General features: G+C 36.4%; 19 protein-coding genes and 1 riboswitch. Of the genes, 10 read left to right on the top strand and 9 right to left on the bottom strand.

Annotated features, from left to right (window positions below; translation table 11 throughout):
- Positions 1–55 precede the first annotated feature (55 nt).
- Positions 56–260, bottom strand: a riboswitch (cobalamin riboswitch).
- 135 nt (positions 261–395) lie between these two features.
- The 3 genes from ACXACQ_RS05475 to ACXACQ_RS05465 all read right to left on the bottom strand — a co-directional run bounded on the left by ACXACQ_RS05475 (position 396) and on the right by ACXACQ_RS05465 (position 2,962).
- The gene (locus ACXACQ_RS05475) at positions 396–1,262 is read right to left on the bottom strand and encodes a substrate-binding domain-containing protein (RefSeq protein ID WP_474974926.1); all 867 of its coding nucleotides are present in this window, start codon (positions 1,260–1,262) and stop codon (positions 396–398) included.
- A gap of 146 nt (positions 1,263–1,408) precedes the next feature.
- Positions 1,409–2,095 (bottom strand): energy transducer TonB, encoded by a 687-nt coding sequence (locus tag ACXACQ_RS05470; RefSeq protein ID WP_474974925.1) that lies wholly within the window; start codon positions 2,093–2,095, stop codon positions 1,409–1,411.
- A gap of 267 nt (positions 2,096–2,362) precedes the next feature.
- A complete protein-coding gene (locus ACXACQ_RS05465) occupies positions 2,363–2,962 on the bottom strand; it encodes an RNA polymerase sigma factor (protein WP_474974924.1) in 600 nt (199 codons plus the stop codon).
- A 134-nt stretch (positions 2,963–3,096) separates the two neighbouring features.
- On the opposite strand from ACXACQ_RS05465, the gene ACXACQ_RS05460 reads away from it, so the two are divergent.
- Positions 3,097–4,560 (top strand): ATP-binding cassette domain-containing protein, encoded by a 1,464-nt coding sequence (locus ACXACQ_RS05460; protein WP_474974923.1) that lies wholly within the window; start codon positions 3,097–3,099, stop codon positions 4,558–4,560.
- An 81-nt stretch (positions 4,561–4,641) separates the two neighbouring features.
- Positions 4,642–5,664: an RluA family pseudouridine synthase gene (locus ACXACQ_RS05455; RefSeq protein ID WP_474974922.1), complete on the top strand. Its 1,023-nt coding sequence runs from the start codon at positions 4,642–4,644 to the stop codon at positions 5,662–5,664.
- Positions 5,665–5,681: 17 nt separating this feature from the next.
- Here ACXACQ_RS05455 and ACXACQ_RS05450 read toward each other — a convergent pair whose 3' ends face one another.
- The 5 genes from ACXACQ_RS05450 to ACXACQ_RS05430 all read right to left on the bottom strand — a co-directional run bounded on the left by ACXACQ_RS05450 (position 5,682) and on the right by ACXACQ_RS05430 (position 10,200).
- Positions 5,682–6,608: a hypothetical protein gene (locus ACXACQ_RS05450; RefSeq protein WP_474974921.1), complete on the bottom strand. Its 927-nt coding sequence runs from the start codon at positions 6,606–6,608 to the stop codon at positions 5,682–5,684.
- A gap of 108 nt (positions 6,609–6,716) precedes the next feature.
- Positions 6,717–7,886 (bottom strand): hypothetical protein, encoded by a 1,170-nt coding sequence (locus ACXACQ_RS05445; protein WP_474974920.1) that lies wholly within the window; start codon positions 7,884–7,886, stop codon positions 6,717–6,719.
- A gap of 194 nt (positions 7,887–8,080) precedes the next feature.
- On the bottom strand, positions 8,081–8,536 hold the full coding sequence (locus ACXACQ_RS05440) for a response regulator (protein WP_474974919.1): 456 nt from the start codon (positions 8,534–8,536) through the stop codon (positions 8,081–8,083).
- Positions 8,537–8,767: 231 nt separating this feature from the next.
- A complete protein-coding gene (locus tag ACXACQ_RS05435) occupies positions 8,768–9,424 on the bottom strand; it encodes a response regulator transcription factor (protein WP_474974918.1) in 657 nt (218 codons plus the stop codon).
- On the bottom strand, positions 9,421–10,200 hold the full coding sequence (locus ACXACQ_RS05430) for a sensor histidine kinase (protein ID WP_474974917.1): 780 nt from the start codon (positions 10,198–10,200) through the stop codon (positions 9,421–9,423). Before ACXACQ_RS05430 ends, ACXACQ_RS05435 begins: the two co-directional genes overlap by 4 nt.
- Positions 10,201–10,473: 273 nt before the next feature.
- On the opposite strand from ACXACQ_RS05430, the gene ACXACQ_RS05425 reads away from it, so the two are divergent.
- From ACXACQ_RS05425 to ACXACQ_RS05400, 6 genes are all read left to right on the top strand, one after another.
- Positions 10,474–11,406, top strand: a complete 933-nt coding sequence (locus ACXACQ_RS05425) for a LysR substrate-binding domain-containing protein (RefSeq protein WP_474974916.1) — start codon at positions 10,474–10,476, stop codon at positions 11,404–11,406.
- A 3-nt stretch (positions 11,407–11,409) separates the two neighbouring features.
- Positions 11,410–12,549: a trans-sulfuration enzyme family protein gene (locus ACXACQ_RS05420; RefSeq protein ID WP_474974915.1), complete on the top strand. Its 1,140-nt coding sequence runs from the start codon at positions 11,410–11,412 to the stop codon at positions 12,547–12,549.
- Entirely contained in the window at positions 12,536–13,408 is an 873-nt protein-coding gene (locus ACXACQ_RS05415) for a fructosamine kinase family protein (RefSeq protein ID WP_474974914.1), read from the top strand. Before ACXACQ_RS05420 ends, ACXACQ_RS05415 begins: the two co-directional genes overlap by 14 nt.
- Before the next feature lie 125 nt (positions 13,409–13,533).
- Positions 13,534–14,277 carry an energy transducer TonB gene (locus ACXACQ_RS05410; RefSeq protein WP_474974913.1) on the top strand — a complete coding sequence of 248 codons (744 nt, stop codon included), beginning with the start codon at positions 13,534–13,536 and terminating at the stop codon, positions 14,275–14,277.
- A gap of 144 nt (positions 14,278–14,421) precedes the next feature.
- Positions 14,422–16,599, top strand: coding sequence for a S9 family peptidase (locus tag ACXACQ_RS05405; RefSeq protein ID WP_474974912.1), 2,178 nt, complete (start codon positions 14,422–14,424; stop codon positions 16,597–16,599).
- Between the two features lie 41 nt (positions 16,600–16,640).
- Entirely contained in the window at positions 16,641–17,198 is a 558-nt protein-coding gene (locus tag ACXACQ_RS05400; protein WP_474974911.1) for a 2'-5' RNA ligase family protein, read from the top strand.
- Here ACXACQ_RS05400 and ACXACQ_RS05395 read toward each other — a convergent pair.
- Positions 17,195–17,686, bottom strand: a complete 492-nt coding sequence (locus ACXACQ_RS05395) for a DUF6702 family protein (RefSeq protein WP_474974910.1) — start codon at positions 17,684–17,686, stop codon at positions 17,195–17,197. The two genes, ACXACQ_RS05400 and ACXACQ_RS05395, sit on opposite strands and share 4 nt — an antisense overlap.
- Positions 17,687–17,754: 68 nt before the next feature.
- Here ACXACQ_RS05395 and ACXACQ_RS05390 point away from each other — a divergent pair, with 68 nt between their 5' ends.
- Positions 17,755–18,339 carry a HupE/UreJ family protein gene (locus ACXACQ_RS05390; protein WP_474974909.1) on the top strand — a complete coding sequence of 195 codons (585 nt, stop codon included), beginning with the start codon at positions 17,755–17,757 and terminating at the stop codon, positions 18,337–18,339.
- 12 nt (positions 18,340–18,351) lie between these two features.
- Positions 18,352–20,574: a M1 family metallopeptidase gene (locus ACXACQ_RS05385; RefSeq protein WP_474974908.1), complete on the top strand. Its 2,223-nt coding sequence runs from the start codon at positions 18,352–18,354 to the stop codon at positions 20,572–20,574.
- The last annotated feature ends 127 nt before the right edge of the window (positions 20,575–20,701 follow it).

Below are 20,701 nucleotides of genomic sequence, written 5' to 3'. Positions count from 1 at the left end.
CAACATTTTCAATTTTCAGGAATGATATGACCTGCACTTTTAACCCGAAAGCCTGGATTCATCACGAAAAATGGCAGGTCTTCTGACTCTTTCGTATTCGCTCGCCTTCTCATCTTTAATGACAATGGCATGCCGAACGAATTATTTACTTCACATATGCAAAGTCGAAATTACAGCTGCGGGTACAGTTTCAGAATTACACTGAATTCCCTTTTAATTTTCGTAAATACTTACGAAAAACCACAATCCGCACGAATATAGAAAGTTTTTAGATCAACGGCACAGCTTGAGCGATGGATATTTGCCTTATTGAAAACATTTTTGACATAAAAACCTATTCATCAAAACATTAGCAACTTCAATAGGCCTACTTACCCACTACTATGGTATATTTATTACGATTGCCTTTTCCACACTAATGGATCTACAGTAGCATCTCCTGAAACAATGCCGGCCTCTTTTAAGGTATAAACTACACTCATCAACATCTTATCACTTACCCAGCTGTTGGTAGTCCACTCAGTAGAATGAAACCAAACTGCAGCATCCTGATGTGGTATATCATATTTCTCACTTACCTGATCAATGGCACTATCACTACGCATGAAATCGTCACAAGCATGATGAACTATTTTGAGGAATTTATCTAATAATTCGGGCTGTTGTGCTATAATATCGTTAGTAGCAGCAATCATAAAACAGGGCCAAGGAGAAATGAATTCGCCTATTCTTCTTAGCATTCCTTTATTTACATAAGGCTTGGTCATAAATTTTTCCCAGTAGAAAACATCCGTTTCTCCGCTGTTCAATGATTGAAGCGCTCCATCAATATTCTCTACAGGAATAAACTGCTCTGCGACCATTTTTTCTCCATTTTTCAAGGCATCAACGGTAGGCATAAGGTGTGATCCTGAACCTAAACGGCTAATGGCTACTTTTTGGTCATAAACCTGATTATGCGCAGTGAGATCGCTATTTACACCTGTATGCACCCCCCAAGTTAAAGGCGATTTCACATAACCACTTATGATCTTAGAAGGGTTTCCTTTAATTATATCTGTGATTATACCTTCAGTAAGTAAAATACAAATATCGCACTCTCCACTTCTCAAAGCCTTAGTCATACCTCCTGTACCTTGCGGATAATCCACCCAATTTAGGTTAATCCCAGCCTGCTGAAATAATCCTTTTTCATTAGCGATATGTATAGGTAAATTGAAATGCTCAGGCACACCGCCTACTGTAAGAGTGATATTTTCCATGGTATTACTTACTAAAAATGAGGCACAAAGTTAAGCCCTAGCAAGCATTACTTATAAAATAATTCTTAGAAATATCAACCTTATAAAAGCGAATAAATACTAAAAAAGCCGTGAGCTAGTGCTCACGGCTTACGAATATGATAGAATTATCTATCTTGCAACGCAAATTTAATGGGTATCATTTGCCTTACCTTAACAGGCACTCCGCGCTGCTTCCCGGCATTCCACTTGGGTGGATTTTCGAAGATACGCATAACCTCATCATCACAGCCTGCTCCTATTCCTTTCACCACTTTAAGGTCTGTCATATTACCATTTTCATCCACCACAAAACTTAAAAACACCGTTCCTTCAATACCCAACCTTCTAGCGCTAGAAGGGTACTTCAAGTTATCTCCAATGTATTTATAAAGAGCATCCAAACCTCCTTTTGGCGATGGCATTTCTTCCACTATATCAAAAGGAAGATCATCAGGCACCTCTACAGGTAAAGTTGCCGTCTCGATTTCAATCACGGGGTCATCCTCAGGAACCTCTATTGTGGGCAAAATATCTTTTACCTGCACTTCAATTTCTGCATCTGTAGGCACAGGGTTAATCACTCTTGTCTTAGGTGCTGGAGGTGGCTTGGGGGTGGCTATTTTAGTTCGGGGTATCAACACTTCAATCACTCCATCGTCATTAGTAATATCGAGAGGGTAATCTGGCACCTCTCGCTTCGACCGGTACTCAAACGCACTAAACACTAACATTAATGCGGCTAATAAACCCACCTGAAAAAACAAACCTGATAATCTTCGATTATCCTTTTTCTGTTGTTTACGCTTATCCATAATTTTCAAATTTTGGTATAAAATTTATTGAGACATCCGGCCGGGATGTTGTATTCTTATCGTCCTTTTTGCTACTTATCTGCTGAGTAACATAAATGATCAATGCCAGCATAGCTACTATCAACAAAAAGTATATTACAAGTTTGATCCATTTTTTAGATGCGCCTTTCCCTTCATGTTTTTGCAGCAATTCATAATAATTCTTGTGACCCTCGATGCGCCTCGATGTCATTTTTTTTCTCCTTAATCTTATTTCATGTCGGCCCATTACTCTTTCCAGTTGACTTTAAAGTGCTTTTTTAACTTTTCTACAGCCCTGTATAGACGCATTTTAGCTCCACTTTCACCTATATTCAATATAAATGCTATTTCCTTAAAACTCTTATCTTCAAAAAACCTTAACTCCAGCACTTCCAAGGTGTCCGTGGGCAATTCCTTTAATGTTTTAAGCAAAAACTGAATCTGCTCATTACTAAAATCAGTTTCTTCATATTCAAAAAGTTCAAATACACGCTCTTCCTCTACACTAAAGATTTTATTCCTTTTAGTTGTATTAAAGTGCCTATTAACTTCATTACTTGCTATTCTGAATAACCACGCAGAAAAAGGCAAACCTCTAAATTCATATTTCTTTAAATTCTGAAGCGCTTTTAAAAATACTTGACTACACAAATCAGCTGTCAACGCCTCATCATCAGTTCTTCTAAAAATAAACTGAAATATGCCTTCGTAATATTTATCATAAATAGCACCAAAAGCCCTAGCATCTTTTTTAGAAGCTTCTATTACTTTATGCTCCTGAGCAATCTCCTCATCGGTCATATGTACGCTACTATTCAAATCTTTCAGGCTAATGGTTTTAAGCATATAATCGTGATAGTTGAAAAGGTCACAGCTTTAGAGAAAAAAAATATTTTTCTCCCTAAAGCATCCTTTACGCTCTTATTAAAGTGACTTAGTGAATATTCTTTTAATTTAAACTTTTACAATCGTATTATTCCATGAGTAGCGCTGTTATTAATCTTCAAAATGTTATTGCCGGCCTTCCTAATTATAGAAATGAGCAACCTTTCTCTTTTCAACTATTAGCAGGCGAAGTCATTGCCCTCCAAGGCAACGATACCATCAATCAGAAACATTTCACCAATATTCTTTCTAAATCATTACCTCTACTGAAAGGAAGCATAGATTATGAATGGCCTTCTGCATTTAATTTACCTAGCTGGCAAAAGCCTATTGTAGACGTACAGCTCAGGCACCAATTCAAAGGCTTAGATCATGAGAAAAAGCTGTATTACCAACAACGATATCATGCTTCGGACGCAGATAATTCTGACACAGTAAGTCATTACTTAAAAAGCGTAAATAGTTTATCATCAAAGCCACACTGGACATACGAAAAAGTTATAGGTGAATTTCAGATTGAACCTTTGCTAAGCAAGGAACTCATCAAATTATCAAATGGTGAAACCAGAAAAGTATTGATTGCGGAAGCCTTATTGAAAAACCCTGCAGTACTAATTTTAACCCAGCCCTTTGCCGGTTTAGATGAAAAATCAAGGATATTTCTGAATAGCTTAATGGTGAAAATTAAAGATTCTGGCATCAATATTATTTTTTCTCATAATGAACAACTCTTGCCTTCAGCCATTACACACGTAGCCATTTTTAATAAGCTTGAGCCTATCATTAAAAAGGAGAGGACTTTATACAAAACGCAAGAAATTGCTCCTACAAACTTATATTTAGACCAAGCACTTGTCAGCAGCCTTGTAGATGCAAAAAACAACTACCAATACTTAGTTAAAATGGATGATGTCAACATCAGCTATAATGGCCATAGTATTTTAAAAAACATTTCTTGGGAAATTAAACCAGGAGAAAGGTGGTCATTAACAGGTGAAAATGGGGCAGGAAAATCTACTTTATTAAGTCTATTAAACGGAGATAATCCTCAGGCTTACGCCAACAATATAATCTTATTTGACAAACCTAAAGGCAGTGGTGAATCTATTTGGGATTTGAAAAGAAAGATAGGATTCATCTCTCCTGAACTTTATCAATATTTCCCTCAAAACTTAACCTGTCTTGAAGTATTATTCACGGGTATTAATGACACCTTTCAGGTGAATCAAAATCATAATGCAGAAATAGAAGAAAACGCCAGACATTGGCTCTCTTTATTTGACATTACTGAATGGGCTGAGTATAAATTTCATGATTTGCCAGACAGTATACAGCGGCTAAGCCTCATTGCTCGCGCCCTGATAAAAAAGCCCTTGCTACTCATTCTCGATGAACCTTTTCAAGGCTTTAGCCAAGAAGAAAAACAGCGATTTAAGACTATTATTAATGAACTTTGCCGCCATTCATCTCTTTCATTAATATTTGTTAGTCATTATAAAGATGAAATACCTGAAGTAGTGACCCAGCACTTAAAGCTTAAAAATGGCCAAGAAGTGTAGCCATATTATGCGCAATTATCATTTTGCTGAATATAATTCATACTTTTGTAGTTTATTAGATAATTGTAGGCATACTTAAAAATGGCTGAGAACGAGATTATAGAAGATGATGAGTTGTTTGAGCACCACCGAATAGTGGTGGATCCAAAACAACAAATGCAAAGGATAGACAAGTTTCTGATGGATCGCTTACCCAATGCGACCCGAAATAAATTACAATCAGCCATTAAAGATGGTTTTGTAAAGGTTAATGATGGTGAAATAAAACCTAACTATAAGGTGAGGCCTGCTGACGTAATCACTATTGCCCTACCAGAGCCTCCTCGTGATACGGAAGTAATACCTGAAGATATAACTCTTAATATTGTATATGAAGATGAGCATATATTAGTAGTAAATAAAGAAGCTGGTATGGTGGTGCACCCTGCATACCAAAACTGGACAGGTACACTGGTAAACGCTTTAGCTTATCACTTCCAAAACCTACCAGAAATGGAAGGAAATGAAGGAAGGCCTGGCCTCGTACACCGAATAGACAAGGATACTTCCGGCCTATTGGTAATAGCTAAAACAGAAATAGCTATGAATAGCTTGGCTAAACAGTTTTATGACCACTCCATCGAAAGAACTTACCATGCATTAGTATGGGGAATACCTAAAGAACCTGAGGGAACTATCAACATTAACTTAGGGCGGAGCTTAAAAGACCGAAGAGTTACTGTAGCCTATGAAGATGAAACCATAGGAAAACATGCCATAACACACTATAAAGTATTAGAGGACTTGAGGTACGTATCTCTTATAAAATGTAACCTTGAGACAGGCCGAACGCATCAAATAAGGGCACATATGAAATACTTGGGGCATCCATTATTTAATGACGCTACTTATGGTGGAGATAGAGTACTTCAAGGAACTCAGTTCTCGAAATACAAAAGCTTTGTAGACAACTGTTTCAAAACCATACCTAGACAAGCTTTACACGCCAAATCTCTAGGTTTTGTACACCCTACCACTAAAGAATTTATGCAGTTTGACAGTGAAATACCACAGGATTTTACTGACGTACTAGAAAAGTGGCGAGGTTACGTACAGTACAACTAAATTAAAAATATGATTTGCTATGGGTTCAGGTTTACTTCAAGCCTGCCTATGGCAAACTTTGCATATGGCCCCCTAGAAAGCGGATTGAACGATTCTTTCGGCTGATGATTTACCTCTATTACCGCTATAAAATAGGTTTTACCTCTTACCTCCAATATTTCAAAACGCCTTCTGTAGATACGCCCTTCGTATAGCACCTTCTTCTCCTTTTTATCAACTAACTGAAAGTGCGAATACTCATTAGCATATGCGGTGGTAACAATATTAAAATCAAAAGGGGATAATATATCCTGATCACCAAGCTCTAACCGATCAGTAACTACAAAGTCCTCTGTCCCTTCTAAATGATTATAAAGCCCTACTTTTTCCAGATAAGAATTATCTATATTACCCATCAAAAAAGTGGAGTCTTCTTCAGGGCAAATCACATATTTGTTCCCTTTTTTATTCATCATCAAAGGAATGTTCTTAAATGAATCTTTACTCGGCTTCTCAATAACATCTTCAGATTCATCAATTTTAACCTCTACGGGTGCCCCACTCCTCTTATCGATGGCTATCCAATTTGAACGGTGCGGACGAAATTGTATATGTGCTAACTTATTGGTCTTTACCTCTACGCCATTAGCCCCTTGCTTAGAAAGCTCTGAATTAATAAACCAAGCAGACCCCAACAAAATGGCAATCGACCCCGATAATTTTAAGGTCCCCATAACCATACTAGACCCCGCAGCTCCACCTAAAAATCGGTATACTAATGCGGCCACTCCTGTAGCCAAAAATATAGCTACTACCACAGGAGGCATTTTCATAAAATAAATAATAATACTACCTACAAAGCCAGTAAGTATAGATATAATTATCACCTGGTTTTCAAACCGGGCATTGTCAAAAGCATCTCGTGCCATAAATAATGTTCTAAATCTTGAAATTATAAATTTCATCAGAATGTATAAGCCTAATCTCAGTTTTTTAATGTCGCATTCTTGAAATTTAGTGCATTCTATAGGTTATGAATTGAATATTGATCAGTATTTTAAAAGTAAGCCACATCAATCCTTGCTACTTCCTACCTTCAATTTTAGTATCGACTTTTCAGTTTCTTCAGGCTTATTTCCAGTACCTCGTACCCTCATTATCACGGTTAATAAATCAAACCAAAACGGCCCTCCTAAGGTAACCGCAATAGCAGTAATCAACCATCCCAATATTTTTTTCAAACTAAGCTGCCCCCAAAACCACTCAGCATACCCCTTGATATATAGAAATATATTATATGACTGTTGCTTTTCAATATAGATGTCCGGGGCACCCCACCCTAAACCTAGTACGCTAGTAGCCTGCTTAATTTGGTCTTGCATAAGTACACGTATTTCTCTATTTAACGAATCCATCTTACACCATGCCCCCTTCTCATCACCAGTAGAATTAATACATTGCTGATGCACATAATCATCTGATGCTACAGATAATTGTTGAGTCTTGGCCAGTTTTCCATTCATTTGCATCTGATAATTCTCAGCCATTTTCACGAGCTCCAATCGTGCATTTGGGTTATCAGAAAGGTAACGTGTCATTTCAAAGGTATCTGCATTAAAAACAATGGCTATAATAAACCCTATTACAAATAATACTTTTTGAACGCGTCTCTTGTACCAACCACTGGTTCTTTGCATCATTTCATCAAACCAAACCTCTAGCTGTTTTTTAAACTTTGCAATATCATCTCCTGCATCGGCCACAAATGTGGTCAGCAGCACCTTTGTTCCTCCTTCGGGTAAATGGCTCACATTTTCTTTAATAATAGACATAGATTGAGGAGAGGTATGTGGTTCACTCAAAAGGTCTGTTACTACTTGAGAAAAATTATTTCGAGACAAATATGAAGGCAGACCTCGTGTGCCCTTGCGAGCAAATCGATATATAATGGGGTGCTGATAAAATGCAATACCTAAATCTTTAATGCTCGGCTCATCTTTACCTGCTATAATTGCCTCTGCTGATATTTGCTCATGATCTGCCGGCACAGGCTGCTTATCAAGGCTTTTCTTAGGATCAAAGTCATCACTAAGCATAGTTCTAATGGCCTTTTGAAGCAGGCGACCACGATAAGAAGAGAAAGCTGTTAAAATCAGTTCATTAACAGTGGCTGATAATAAACTAAAAAGTAAGTATAGAAATATTAAACCTACAACTACTTCTAAGACTTCGGAACCAAACATTATTGCATATTTTTTATAAAATGACGGGCTTAATTAGCAATCATTTTCAATAAAAACAAATGTTTGAGATAATAATGGAGGTGAGATACTTGAGAGTTGGCATCCGCTGGTTGCCCGGAAATACCAAGCAACCTACAATGCCACAATTAAAACCAACTATCTATAATTCGAGTCAGACAATTATAAATATTTTATTAGGCGTATTTTACTTTCGCCAACTGTTGCGTTCTACAATCTTCAAAACGCAAAGGAATTCTATCTTTATTCACACATAAATCACTGGTATTCAATGCTCTTTTAATAGCATAAATCAATGAATTATCTAAATATGGCTTTACCAAAAATGCTTCTGCATCTAAAGCTCTTGCAGATTTTACATATTGAAAATCTAGCTCATTATGTAAAAAAATCACAGGCAGCTTTTGAGTTTCCTCATCACTTCTCAGCATTTTCATCATATCCAAACCATTCAATACAGCAATATCAATATCTGAAAGAATTAAATCTGGCTTATGAAATTTTGCTGCATGCAAGCCATGGAGACCATCTCCTGCATAAATTAAATTGAAGTCAAAATGAGACAGTATACGGTGCATTTCTCTTCTTGCTCCTTCCTCTCTGTGTATGATTAGTATACTCTTGCTTTTCATCTTCAATTCAGTTTTTGTCTGTGATTATGTTTGCAAGTTAGCAAGAGTCAATTTTTTTCTGTTTTTAATTTTTTCTTGGAAAAGAAATATTTCGCCCATCAAAACAGTTTAATCTTTTGATTGTTAGCGTTTTGCAAAACAGAGCACCGACTGAATTAAAATGAAAATTAGGTAATTTTCCTTATAAGATTGGGTAAAATTACCTAACGATTTTTTTTAAGAAATACACTGTTATTCTAAGAGGCCACTCTCATATGCATATTTTACCAGCCCCACGGTATTACGCACGCCCAGTTTATCCATAATTCTGGCCCTGTGGTTATGAATAGTTTTTTCAGACAATGAAAGCTTATCGCTAATCTCTTTCATGGTCAATTCTTTACATACCAATAGCAATATTTCCTTTTCTCTATCGGTAAGGCTAATCGAACTCTGAAAAATAGGCCTTTTTTCAGCCTTCTTTTTATCCATAGCGCCTTTTCTAAGGGCATCCACCACTATCTTATTTTGGTAAAAATCATTTTCCACCACAGCATTAATGGCCTTTTCTACTTCCTCGGGCTCGGCATTTTTTAATAAAAAGGCATGTGCACCTAGCTCCATTAAGTAAAATATATGTTGGTGAGTATCGTGCATTGACAGCACTACAATTTTTACATCAGGATATTTGTTAAGGATTTTTTCGGTTGCTTCAATACCATCCATTACCGGCATTTCCAAATCCATCAATATAACGTGAGGAGGCTCCTTTTTCACCAAATCCAACAACTCTTTTCCATTTTGCGCCTCTTTTACATCTACTACATTAGGAAATGTTTTTACTAAACGGCTCATCCCCTTGCGGAACAATGTTTGGTCATCAGCAATGTATACCTTAACCTGATTCATATATCTTTTTTAATTATTATTTTAATGGTAGAGCCTTCCCCTTCCTTACTTTCAACATTGATTTCACCTTGAATCAAACTCATTCGGTTTTCAACATTATAAAGCCCTACACTTTTATGACTCACTTCTTGATAATCCAGCAAATTAATGCCTTTTCCATTATCTTTTACTGTTAAAACCACAGGTATTTTCCAATCTAACTCTACATTTACCTCAGAGGCCTTAGCGTGCTTCAGTGCATTGCCCACAAGCTCCTCTGTAATTCGAAAAACCTGAAGCTCTTCTGCCTTTTGCAAAGAAATAGTATCTCCATACTCATGGAAATGAACCCTTGTTTGGTGGCTATCTTGTTTCTCGCACAACTCTTTCAATGCTTTTGCCAATCCAAATTTTTCTAAGGAGTAAGGTAATAACTCTTTTGAAATATTACGAACAGTATCGATGGTTTCATCCATCATTTTTTTAGTCTGCCCCAGTGTATCCCCCACTTCTTGGGCAGGTATAGTGCCGCTGGTGAGCATGTTAAGGTTAAGCTTTGTAGCTGACAGCATAGCACCTACCACATCGTGTAAATCTAGTGCTATTTTTTTCCTTTGTATCTCCTGAGAGTCTATGGCACTTCTCAGCAGTTGTCTTTGGTAATTTACCTGCAACTGCTGCATTTTTATTTTATTTAACAAAACCCTTCTTTGTAGCAATAAAACCACAGACATAATGATACTGACAAGGGTAATGCTTATAAAAACAAGTTCACTTAAATATTCCCAGTTTATCATTTTAGATAAAAAATATTAATATTATTAGTAGCTGTTTCAAATATAGATTTTCAAACAGCATAAATAATATGTTTTTTATAAATAACAAAAAAATATAACATATTTAAGTTTTTATTTTATTCTCAAAGTCGATTTGAGCGATATTTGACCGATTTTATAGGATAAGTGGTATTGGCAAAACAGATACCGTTTATCCAGTTTTTTGCAAATGCTATAATTTCTTACCCTCTGATTTAGTGAATAATTAGTTATTTTGGCATCAAACATTATCCCATGACTCTAATTCAACTAGAATATATTATTGCAGTAGACAATTTCAGACATTTTGGTAAAGCTGCTGAAGCTTGCTTTGTAACACAGCCTACCTTGAGTATGCAAATTCAAAAATTAGAAGAACAGCTGGGTGTCATTGTTTTTGATAGAAGTAAGCAACCTGTTGTGCCTACTGATTTAGGCAAAAGAATTATTGCCCAAGCAAGAATTACCGTAAGTGAGTCTAAAAAAATACATGAACTGGTAGCTGAAGAAAAAGGCGAAATTGCGGGTAATTTAAGTATTGGCATTATACCTACACTGGCTCCATACATTCTGCCCCTATTTATTAATAGTTTTATTGACAAGTACCCTCATGTAAATGTTAAAATTGAAGAGCTAAAAACAGAAGATATCATTAAAAGATTAAAAAATGAACTTCTGGATATTGCTTTAATTGTTACACCTTATAATGACCCAGGTCTTATTACAAAACCGATATTCTACGAAGAATTTTACGGCTACGTATCTCATAGAAGTACTTTTTACGATTTAGAATATATAGATATCAATAATTTACCTTCTAACGAAGTTTGGCTACTTAATGAGGGACATTGTTTTAGAGATCAGGTCATGAATTTGTGCCAAAAGTATGAACAGAAAGATTCTCGATTTAAATATGAAAGCGGTTCGCTAGAGGCATTAAAAAAAATAGTGGATAAACATGGTGGGCTTACCTTATTGCCAGAGTTAGCAACTTTAGACTTTGATAAAACCAGCAAAGCTAAACTGCGCCACTTCGAAGACCCTAAACCTGTAAGGGAAGTAAGCTTAGTAATGCATAGAAGCTACTTAAAGCGTAAGCTGGTTGAGGCATTACATACTGAAATCTTGGATTCGATACCTGACTATATCAATATCCAAAAGCATGGCAAAGTCATAAAATGGAAATAAACAATGAAAACTAAAAATAAGGCCACCCAATGTGTGCATACTGGCGGAATTTATGACCCAAAAACGAAAGGGGTAAACTCTCCTATTTATACTTCCACAGCATATGACTACCTAGATGTAGACTATCATGCTTACCCTCGCTATTTCAATACCCCTAACCAACAGGTAGTATCTGAAAAAGTAGCTGCACTAGAAAATGGAGAAAAAGGAATAGTGTTCAGTTCAGGAATGGCCGCAGTAAGCACTGCTCTATTTGCCATTTTAAAGCAAGGTGACCATGCCATATTTCAGAATGACCTTTATGGAGGCACTCACCACGCCATTACTACCGAATTGACCAAATTTGGCATTGAATATACTTTGGTAGATAGCATGAAGGTTGAAGATTATGCCAAAGCGATAAAGGATAATACTAAAGCCATTTATATAGAAACACCTTCTAATCCATTATTAAAAATAATTGACATTAGAGGCATTGCTGACCTGGCCCAATCAAAAAATATATTCACATTAATAGATAATACTTTTGCTTCACCTATTAATCAAAACCCTATAGATTTAGGAATAGACATAGTAATTCATAGTGGAACAAAGTACTTAGCTGGGCACAGCGATATCAGTTGTGGTTTTATTATTACTTCAGAAACATTGTTTCAGAATATGTGGGAAGCAGCCATTCATTTTGGAGGCAGCTTAGAGCCACAGACTTGTTATTTATTAGAGCGAAGTTTAAAAACACTTGATTTGAGGGTAAATCAACAAAATAAAAACGCCCAGCTAATCAGTGAATTTTTAGAAAGCCATTCTTTAGTAGGCAAAGTATTTTACCCTGGTCTCAAATCACACCCTGACTACGAATTAGCAAGTAGGCAAATGCATGGCTTTGGAGGAATGCTATCATTTGAAGTAAAATGTGACCCCAACTTATTTGTGCAGCAACTGAAACTAATCAAACCGGCAATGAGCCTAGGCGGGGTAGAAAGCACCATTACATGTCCCGCGCTTACATCACACTCTAAAATATCTAAAGCTCAAAGAGAAAAGGTAGGTATTTCAGATCAATTATTGCGGTTATCTGTTGGTATTGAAAATGTAGATGACTTAATAAGCGACTTGGATAAAACCTTAAATGCCACACAATAATATACCTAATGAAATAGCAGCATACTGCATCCGCACAGTTGGTAAACCTGAAAGTTTTTTAGCAGCATCTGGCGGATGCATTAATAATGGAGGCACTATACAAACACCATCAGGCTCGTATTTTATTAAATGGAATACTGCTAAAGGGCTTCCGAAAATGTTTAGTGTAGAGGCTAAAGGACTTCAATTGCTCTCGCTCACCGAAGCTTTACCACTACCTAAAGTTGTGGGTTGCTACGAAGGAGAATCATACTCATGCCTATTACTAGAAAACATTAAGCAAGGTCACAAAGCGCCTGATCATGATCAAATGTTGGCCGAAGGGTTGGCTAAAATTCACCAAACAACAAACAACTTTTACGGACTAGATCACAACAACTATATGGGCTCCTTGCCCCAGCGAAACGCTCAAATGGAATCATGGGTAGATTTCTTTATAACTCAAAGAATATTACCTCAACTGGAAATAGCCAATAGGCAAAACAGAATACCGAAAAGCACCCTACAAGATTTCGAGCTTTTATTTAAGAGGCTTTCTAATATTTTAACCTTTGAAAAACCTGCGCTCGTCCATGGAGACTTATGGGGAGGTAATGTAATGTGTAATGAAGATGGAGCTCCAACCTTAATTGATCCTGCAGTGTCCTTTGCTCATAGAGAGGTAGACATAGCCATGACGCTTCTTTTTGGAGGCTTCTCCGAAAAATTTTATAATATATACAACGAAATCATGCCTATGCATGAAGGGTGGAAGCTACGCTGCGACATATACAACCTATATCCATTGCTGGTACATGTAAATTTATTCGGAGGCGGATACCTCTCCCAAGTCAAGTTAACGCTGAAACAATTCTCATAACGAGTAATTAATTCCACACCATTTTTAGCATCGCCTTATTGAAATATTGAAAATTATTCATTTTTCAGGGTTTCAAAGTTTGGTTCAATATTTACACTGCACTAATTGAATCAATAACTAATATTATGGTAAATCATAAGGAAAATAATTTTGACATTAACTTCTACGCGGTATTAATGATTGGTGCACTTGCCTTCTTAATATTTGTAGTGGGCTGTGATTCTCCCAAGCATTCTGACGAAGAAAGTACAGAAGATACTACAGCAATGTCTTCTACAATTACTCCTGACACAGAAGCTAATTTCGCTTCTTTAGATGATGAAAATAATAATGCTGACATTAAAGATTTCACTGAGAAGCATCCTAACATGGAGTACACGTACATTCAAACTGAAGATGGCAAAGTGGCTACCATTAAGGGGGATTATAAGACCAAAATGGATCAGGTGAATGACGAAGATGACCTCAATAAATTTGTAAGCTTTGTGGAGTCTAACTACGCGAATCAAGAGCTTTCAAAAAGTGAATACAATAAAAATGTAGAAGTACCTGCGCAACCTAAAAAAGGATATAATGCTTATTATAAAGCTGTAAAAAACAACATAGAATTTCCTGAAGAAGCATTGGACAATGATGTGAAGGGTACAGTTATAGTAGAATTTATAGTAAATGAGAACGGGTACATTAGCGATGTGCAAGCCATGGAGGGTATGTATTATACTAAAGACAAAAATTTCATGAACCAGTTAGACAATGCTGCGGTAGCTGCCGTAAAAAATACACATTGGAAATGGACTCCGGCCAAGCAAGGTAATGAGAATGTAAAAATGAAATTGGAATTACCGATTACATTTCAAAGCAACGGATAAGAATTTAAGGTTGATTAAATAAGTACATAGATTAGTAAAAGGCATCCATACGGATGCCTTTTTTAATGTCCTTTATTTAAACGGTCGGCCATTGCTAATTCAATTTCATTATTTTAGCCAATTGATACTATAAAATATTGAATAATGAGAAATTGGATATTCATTTTACTCACACTGAGCATGAGCCATGTACTCCACGCACAAAAAGAAATTACAGTAGAAGATATATACGCCAAAGGTATTTTCTACCCAAAAAGTGTTAGAGGCATAGACTGGATGCCTGACGGGCAGTACTACAGCGCACTAAAAGATAATGACATTATTAAATATGATGTGGCCAGCGGAGAAGCTGTAGAAACCATATTAGATGGCAGCACACTACAACCGGCTATCTCCATTAATGACTACAGTTTTAACGATGGTATGAATAAGGCCCTCTTGCAAACGGAGCGTGAAAGTATATACCGAAGATCCTACAAAGCCAATTTTTACATTTACGACTTCAAAACAAAAAAACTAACTGAGCTTTCTAAAAACGGCAAACAGTCCTACGCCACACTTTCCCCTGATGGTAAAAAAGTAGCTTTTGTTAGAGAAAACAACCTGTTTTATACCAACCTCACTACCATGAAAGAAGTGCAGGTTACAACTAACGGAAAATTTAACCACATCATCAATGGTAGCACCGACTGGGTGTATGAAGAAGAACTTTCCCTCACTCAGGCTTTTAAGTGGTCTGGCGATAGTAAAAACATATTCTTTCTATCTTTTAATGAAAGTAATGTAAAAGAATATAATATGCAGGTATGGCACAATGGCCAGCTTTACCCAGAAGATTACAGATTTAAATATCCAAAAGCTGGAGAAGTAAACAGTACCGTTGAAGGTTTTATCTATAGCTTAGATAATAAAACCTCAGAAAGTGTAAACCTTAAAGGAGACGATAAAGAATTCTATATCGCAAGAATAAAAAATACTCGTGACCCTCAAATCTTATCACTGATTAGACTTAACCGTTTACAAAATAAAATTGATATACTGCACGTAAACATGGGTAGCGGAGAGGTGAAGCAAATATATACTGAGAAGTATGACACCTATACTGACATAGACTTTATTGACGAGCTTTATTATTTAAAAGATGGCAAGCACTTCATTTTCGCTAGTGAGAAAAGTGGCTTTAAGCACCTCTATTTATTCGCTTTAAATGGAAAAGAAATAAATGCCATTACAAATGGAAACTGGGAAGTAGGCTCGCTAGTGGGCGTAGACGAAAGCAGCAAGAAGCCAGTAATATATTATACTTCTAACGAAGGCTCATCTATGGAAAAATACTTTTATGCTATAGATGCTAATGGTAAAAACAAAAAATTACTCACTCCTGATAAAGGTGTACATAGCATTAACATGAGTAATGACAACTCTTATTATATAGATTATTACTCTAATGCAAGCCAGCCTTTAACGGTAACGCTATACAAAACCAAAGGCAATAAAAAAGTAAAAGTACTGGAAGATAACCAAGAGTTTAAAGATAGAATAGCTGATTACAATTTAGTTCCTAAAGAGTTTATGACTGTAAAAGGAGCTGATGGCACACCTTTAAATGCTTATGTACTAAAGCCAGCAAACTTTGACGCATCAAAAAAGTACCCACTTCTTATTTATCAATACAGTGGCCCTGGTTCTCAAAATGTATTCAACAGCTGGGGAGGTGGTCAATTTTACTGGCACCAGTTACTAACTCAAAAAGGATACATTATAGCCGTTGTGGACACTCGAGGAACTGGAGGTAGAGGAGCCGAATTTAAAAAAATGACTTACAAGCAATTAGGTAAATATGAGTCTGAAGATCATATTGCGGCAGCCAAATACTTTGGCTCTTTACCCTATGTAGATGAGAGCAGGCTTGGAATATGGGGATGGAGCTACGGAGGCTATATGTCTTCATTAACTCTATTTAAAGGTCATGACGTATTTAAAGCGGGAATAGCAGTAGCTCCTGTTACCAACTGGAGATTTTACGATACCATATACACAGAAAGGTATATGGATACTCCTCAAAATAACGCCTCTGGCTATGACGACAATTCGCCCACCACACATGCTGGTGAATTAGAAGGCAATTTCTTATTAGTACATGGTACAGGTGATGACAATGTACATTTCCAAAATGCAGCAGCACTACAAAGTGCTTTAATTAAAAATGGAAAGCAGTTCGATTCATTTTATTACCCTGACAGAGCACACGGAATATTTAGAGACAATGCTAGACCTCATTTATTTACAATGATGACCAACTGGATTTTAGAAAATTTATAATAATAAAGGCCTTTGCGAATAGCAAAGGCCTGTTTTTTTACATGAAAGAGAAGAAGTTATATTTCGTTGCCATTGTACCTACAGAACCAATATATACTGATGCACTTAATTTTAAGCAGTACTTTGCCAATAAGTTTAACGCTAAGGCTGCATTAAACTCTCCTCCTCACATTACATTACATATGCCTTTCAAATGGCGCGAAGACAAGGAAAATTTAATTTTACAGGCCATAAAATCAAGCTGTTCTGATTTCAACACCTTTAGGCTTCAACTCAGAAATTTTGCAGCATTTCCTCCTAGGGTAATTTATATGGATGTTGTTAACAATGGTACCTTGAGGTCCTTAAACAGCAATATACACCTGCATTTTAAACAACAGTTAAATATATTTAATGCAGACTACAAAGATTTTGGGTTTCATCCCCACCTCACTTTAGCTTTTAGAGATTTAAAAAAAGCGGTTTTCCCCGAAGCTTGGCAAGAGTTCTCAATCAAAAGATATGACCGTGATTTTGAAGTAAATAGTATTGTGCTATTAAAACACAATGGAAAAAGCTGGGATCAATACGCTAAGATCCCGTTGAGCCACAAGAGCTAATATGTTAGCTGATCTATTTTATTATCTTTAGAAAATTTCATGCTTCTGATATTATCATCTATTTCTACATGCACCAAGTTCACTTGGTCTTCATAAGTATCGGTAAGCACATCGTTAAACAGCCTGATGGACTCTAGCTTTTTTACACCTGAAATTTCTAAATAAGCATAAATGGCAGCATCTTCCACTTCGTGCCCTAAATATTTAGCATTAACTTCTTTACCATTTACAGTAAACTTGAGGTGCTGTTTCAAGTAGCCATCAATTAAGTCATCTGCAGTTCTGCCATTACCCGGCTTCAGTATGTCCAAATATTTTTCATTGAGCTCAGAGCGTAAAGTTAATTCAAGGTCATCTAAAAAAATATGATGCGTAACCTCTAGCGAATGGTTAGTCTGATTAAAGTTAATTTCGCAAACGCTTACATGCATGGGGTGCATGAAAGATGTTAAGGTGAATAACACCACTGACATTAAATACTTTAACATTGATATAAATGTTTTGTCAATTTTCACAAATATAGCCTAAACTTGAACCTTTTAACAATACTTATAATATGTCGGAATTTCAATTGTATTTTGAGCTAGGTTTAGAACATATATTAGATGTAAACGGATATGACCATATCTTGTTTGTAATAGCCCTTTGCTCGGTATATCTATTACATGAATGGCGCAAAGTTCTAATTTTAGTTACGGCCTTCACCTTGGGGCATTCTCTTACATTGGCCTTATCAGCTCTCAACTACGTACATTTTGACAGCGCTGTAATCGAATTTTTAATCCCCGTTACAATATTTCTTACGGCATTTAATAATATTCTAAAAAAAGAAAGACCATATAATACGAAAAAGGTTCAGACAAATTACCTACTTGCACTATTTTTTGGCTTAATTCACGGGTTAGGCTTTTCAAATTATTTAAAAAGCCTGCTAGGTAAGAATGCTAACATCGTTACTCAACTTCTATCCTTCAACCTTGGTTTAGAAGTAGGGCAGATTATTATTGTCAGCATTTTTCTTATTATAAGTTTTATATTGGTAGATATCTTCCATGTGCAACGAAGAGACTGGCGCATTGTCATTTCTTCTGCTGTGGCTGGTATTGCTTTAATTTTAATGATTGAAACTAAATTTTGGTAATTAAACTCATACATGATGAAGAGATTAACATTGGGCTTCATGGCGCTTATGGCTTTTCAGGTTTCTATGGCTCAGGATCAACCATGGAAAGGGAAATTTGAACAGCTAGGCCCAGAGCTTCCTACTCCGAACGAATACCGTACGGGTTCCGGTGCTCCCGGACATGCCTACTGGCAACAGCAAGTAAACTATGACATAGCTGTAGAACTTAACGATAATAACCAAAGCATTACTGGTAAAGAAGATATTGAATATATCAATAACTCACCTGATAACTTAACTTACTTATGGGTGCAGCTTGACCAAAATGTTAGAGCTAAAGATAGTAACACCCCAAAAGTAACTCCTACCGCTATTCAGGACTCAATTCCTGCCAAATTTGCGGCTCAAGCATTTAATGTTAGTGACTATGAAGGTGGCTTTAAAGTAGCTAAAGTAACTGATGCCTCTGGCAAAGCTTTAAACTACACCATCAACCAAACTATGATGAGGGTGGATCTTCCAGAAGCACTTAAGTCTGGGGAATCTTATAACTTCCACATAGAATGGTCTTACAACATTAATGACAGAATGTTTGACGGAGGAAGAAGTGGATTAGAATACTTCCCTGAAGAAGACAACTACATTTATACCATAGCACAGTTTTATCCAAGATTAGCCGTTTATGACGATTTTGAAGGATGGCAAAACAAGCAATTTTTAGGTAGAGGAGAGTTTACTTTAGAGTTTGGTGATTTTGACATGGAAATTACTGTACCTGCAGACCATATTGTAGCAGCTACAGGTACTTTGCAAAATGCGAAAGATGTGCTTACTAAAGGACAAATAGAGAAGTTTGAAAAAGCTAAAAAATCATTTGACAAACCAGTAATCATCGCTACCCAAGAAGAAGCTGAAGCAAGAGAAAAGTCAAAGTCTACAAAAAAATCTACTTGGCACTTTAAAGCCGAAAATGTAAGAGATGTGGCATTTGCTACTTCAAGAAAATTCATTTGGGATGCTCAGGCAGTTAAAATTGGAGACAAAACTCCTTTAGCCATGTCTTACTACTCTAAAGAAGGTAATCCTCTTTGGGAAAAAGAATCTACTAAGGCAGTAAAAAACACTTTAGAGACGTACTCTAAATATACTATTGACTACCCATATCCTAAAGCTATTTCTGTGCACGCAGCATCTATTGGTATGGAGTACCCTATGATCTGTTTCAACTTTGGTCGTCCTAACCCTGATGGCACATATTCTGATCAGTTAAAATATAGAATGATTGGTGTGGTAATTCATGAAGTAGGTCACAACTTCTTCCCTATGATCATCAACTCTGACGAGAGACAATGGACATGGATGGACGAAGGACTTAATACTTTTGTGCAGTACCGTACTGAGCAAGAAAAGTATGACAACTTCCCTTCTAGAAGAGGTCCAGCAAGTAATATTACTGATTATATGAAGGGTGACACAAAATTCATCCGTCCTATTATGACTAACTCTGAGCAAATTGTGCAGTTTGGAAACAATGCTTACGCTAAACCAGCCACTGCATTAAGCATATTAAGAGAAACAGTAATGGGGCCTGAGTTATTCGACAAATCTTTCAAAGAATATGCCACAAGATGGGCGTTTAAACACCCTAAGCCTGCTGACTTCTTCAGAAGTATGGAAGATGCCTCTGCTATAGATTTAGATTGGTACTGGAGAGGTTGGTTCTACTCTGTAGACCATGTTGATATCAGTGTTGATGATGTAAAATGGTTTACTTTAAGATCTGAAGAAAACAACATCGAAAACAAAGGTAAAAAAGTCAAGAAAGGAGACTTAAAAGCGAAAAAGGCAGATACTGAAGCTACAGACTTTAGCAACGGACCTGAGGAGTTTTCTTTGATAGAAACTGACCCAAGATACTACGGTGAGTTTATGAATAAGGTAGATGACAAAGCCATCATGAAAAACTTTGAAGGTAAAAACTTCTACCAAATCACATTCTCTAACAAAGGTGGTTTAGTAATGCCTGTTATAGTTGAATTCACATTCAAAGATGGCACAAAAACTAAAGAGCAAATACCTGCTGAAATATGGAGAATGAATGAAGAGAAAACAGCTAAAGTATTCGCTTTTGAAAAAGAAGTAACTAACATTCAGCTCGATCCTGATTTAGAAACGGCCGATACTGATGTAGAAAACAATGTTTTCCCTAAGCAGCACGTACCATCTAAATTTGAAGAATTCAAAAACAAGTAATTATTATTTGTAACAACACTTAAAAGCCCGGCATTATATGTCGGGCTTTTTTATTGATCTACCGTATAAGCCACTTATGGCTATAATTAATATGGTAATGTAATAGCCGCTGTTAAATATTTCAGAA

The sequence above is a fragment of the Fulvivirga sp. AWR4_260 genome (genome assembly GCF_056158185.1).
This window is presented reverse-complemented; position numbering and strand designations above follow the sequence as displayed.

What these genes read in the sequence shown, in the direction of transcription:
- ACXACQ_RS05465 (WP_474974924.1), bottom strand. Translation starts at nt 2,962, where the DNA reads ATGCTTAAAACCATTAGCCTGAAAGATTTGAATAGTAGCGTACATATG.
- ACXACQ_RS05440 (WP_474974919.1), bottom strand. Translation starts at nt 8,536, where the DNA reads ATGAAAAGCAAGAGTATACTAATCATACACAGAGAGGAAGGAGCAAGA.
- ACXACQ_RS05460 (WP_474974923.1), top strand. Translation starts at nt 3,097, where the DNA reads ATGAGTAGCGCTGTTATTAATCTTCAAAATGTTATTGCCGGCCTTCCT.
- ACXACQ_RS05405 (WP_474974912.1), top strand. Translation starts at nt 14,422, where the DNA reads ATGAGAAATTGGATATTCATTTTACTCACACTGAGCATGAGCCATGTA.
- ACXACQ_RS05455 (WP_474974922.1), top strand. Translation starts at nt 4,642, where the DNA reads ATGGCTGAGAACGAGATTATAGAAGATGATGAGTTGTTTGAGCACCAC.
- ACXACQ_RS05430 (WP_474974917.1), bottom strand. Translation starts at nt 10,200, where the DNA reads ATGATAAACTGGGAATATTTAAGTGAACTTGTTTTTATAAGCATTACC.
- ACXACQ_RS05400 (WP_474974911.1), top strand. Translation starts at nt 16,641, where the DNA reads ATGAAAGAGAAGAAGTTATATTTCGTTGCCATTGTACCTACAGAACCA.
- ACXACQ_RS05385 (WP_474974908.1), top strand. Translation starts at nt 18,352, where the DNA reads ATGATGAAGAGATTAACATTGGGCTTCATGGCGCTTATGGCTTTTCAG.
- ACXACQ_RS05445 (WP_474974920.1), bottom strand. Translation starts at nt 7,886, where the DNA reads ATGTTTGGTTCCGAAGTCTTAGAAGTAGTTGTAGGTTTAATATTTCTA.
- ACXACQ_RS05450 (WP_474974921.1), bottom strand. Translation starts at nt 6,608, where the DNA reads ATGAAATTTATAATTTCAAGATTTAGAACATTATTTATGGCACGAGAT.
- ACXACQ_RS05475 (WP_474974926.1), bottom strand. Translation starts at nt 1,262, where the DNA reads ATGGAAAATATCACTCTTACAGTAGGCGGTGTGCCTGAGCATTTCAAT.
- ACXACQ_RS05410 (WP_474974913.1), top strand. Translation starts at nt 13,534, where the DNA reads ATGGTAAATCATAAGGAAAATAATTTTGACATTAACTTCTACGCGGTA.
- ACXACQ_RS05390 (WP_474974909.1), top strand. Translation starts at nt 17,755, where the DNA reads ATGTCGGAATTTCAATTGTATTTTGAGCTAGGTTTAGAACATATATTA.
- ACXACQ_RS05420 (WP_474974915.1), top strand. Translation starts at nt 11,410, where the DNA reads ATGAAAACTAAAAATAAGGCCACCCAATGTGTGCATACTGGCGGAATT.
- ACXACQ_RS05425 (WP_474974916.1), top strand. Translation starts at nt 10,474, where the DNA reads ATGACTCTAATTCAACTAGAATATATTATTGCAGTAGACAATTTCAGA.
- ACXACQ_RS05435 (WP_474974918.1), bottom strand. Translation starts at nt 9,424, where the DNA reads ATGAATCAGGTTAAGGTATACATTGCTGATGACCAAACATTGTTCCGC.
- ACXACQ_RS05415 (WP_474974914.1), top strand. Translation starts at nt 12,536, where the DNA reads ATGCCACACAATAATATACCTAATGAAATAGCAGCATACTGCATCCGC.
- ACXACQ_RS05470 (WP_474974925.1), bottom strand. Translation starts at nt 2,095, where the DNA reads ATGGATAAGCGTAAACAACAGAAAAAGGATAATCGAAGATTATCAGGT.
- ACXACQ_RS05395 (WP_474974910.1), bottom strand. Translation starts at nt 17,686, where the DNA reads ATGTTAAAGTATTTAATGTCAGTGGTGTTATTCACCTTAACATCTTTC.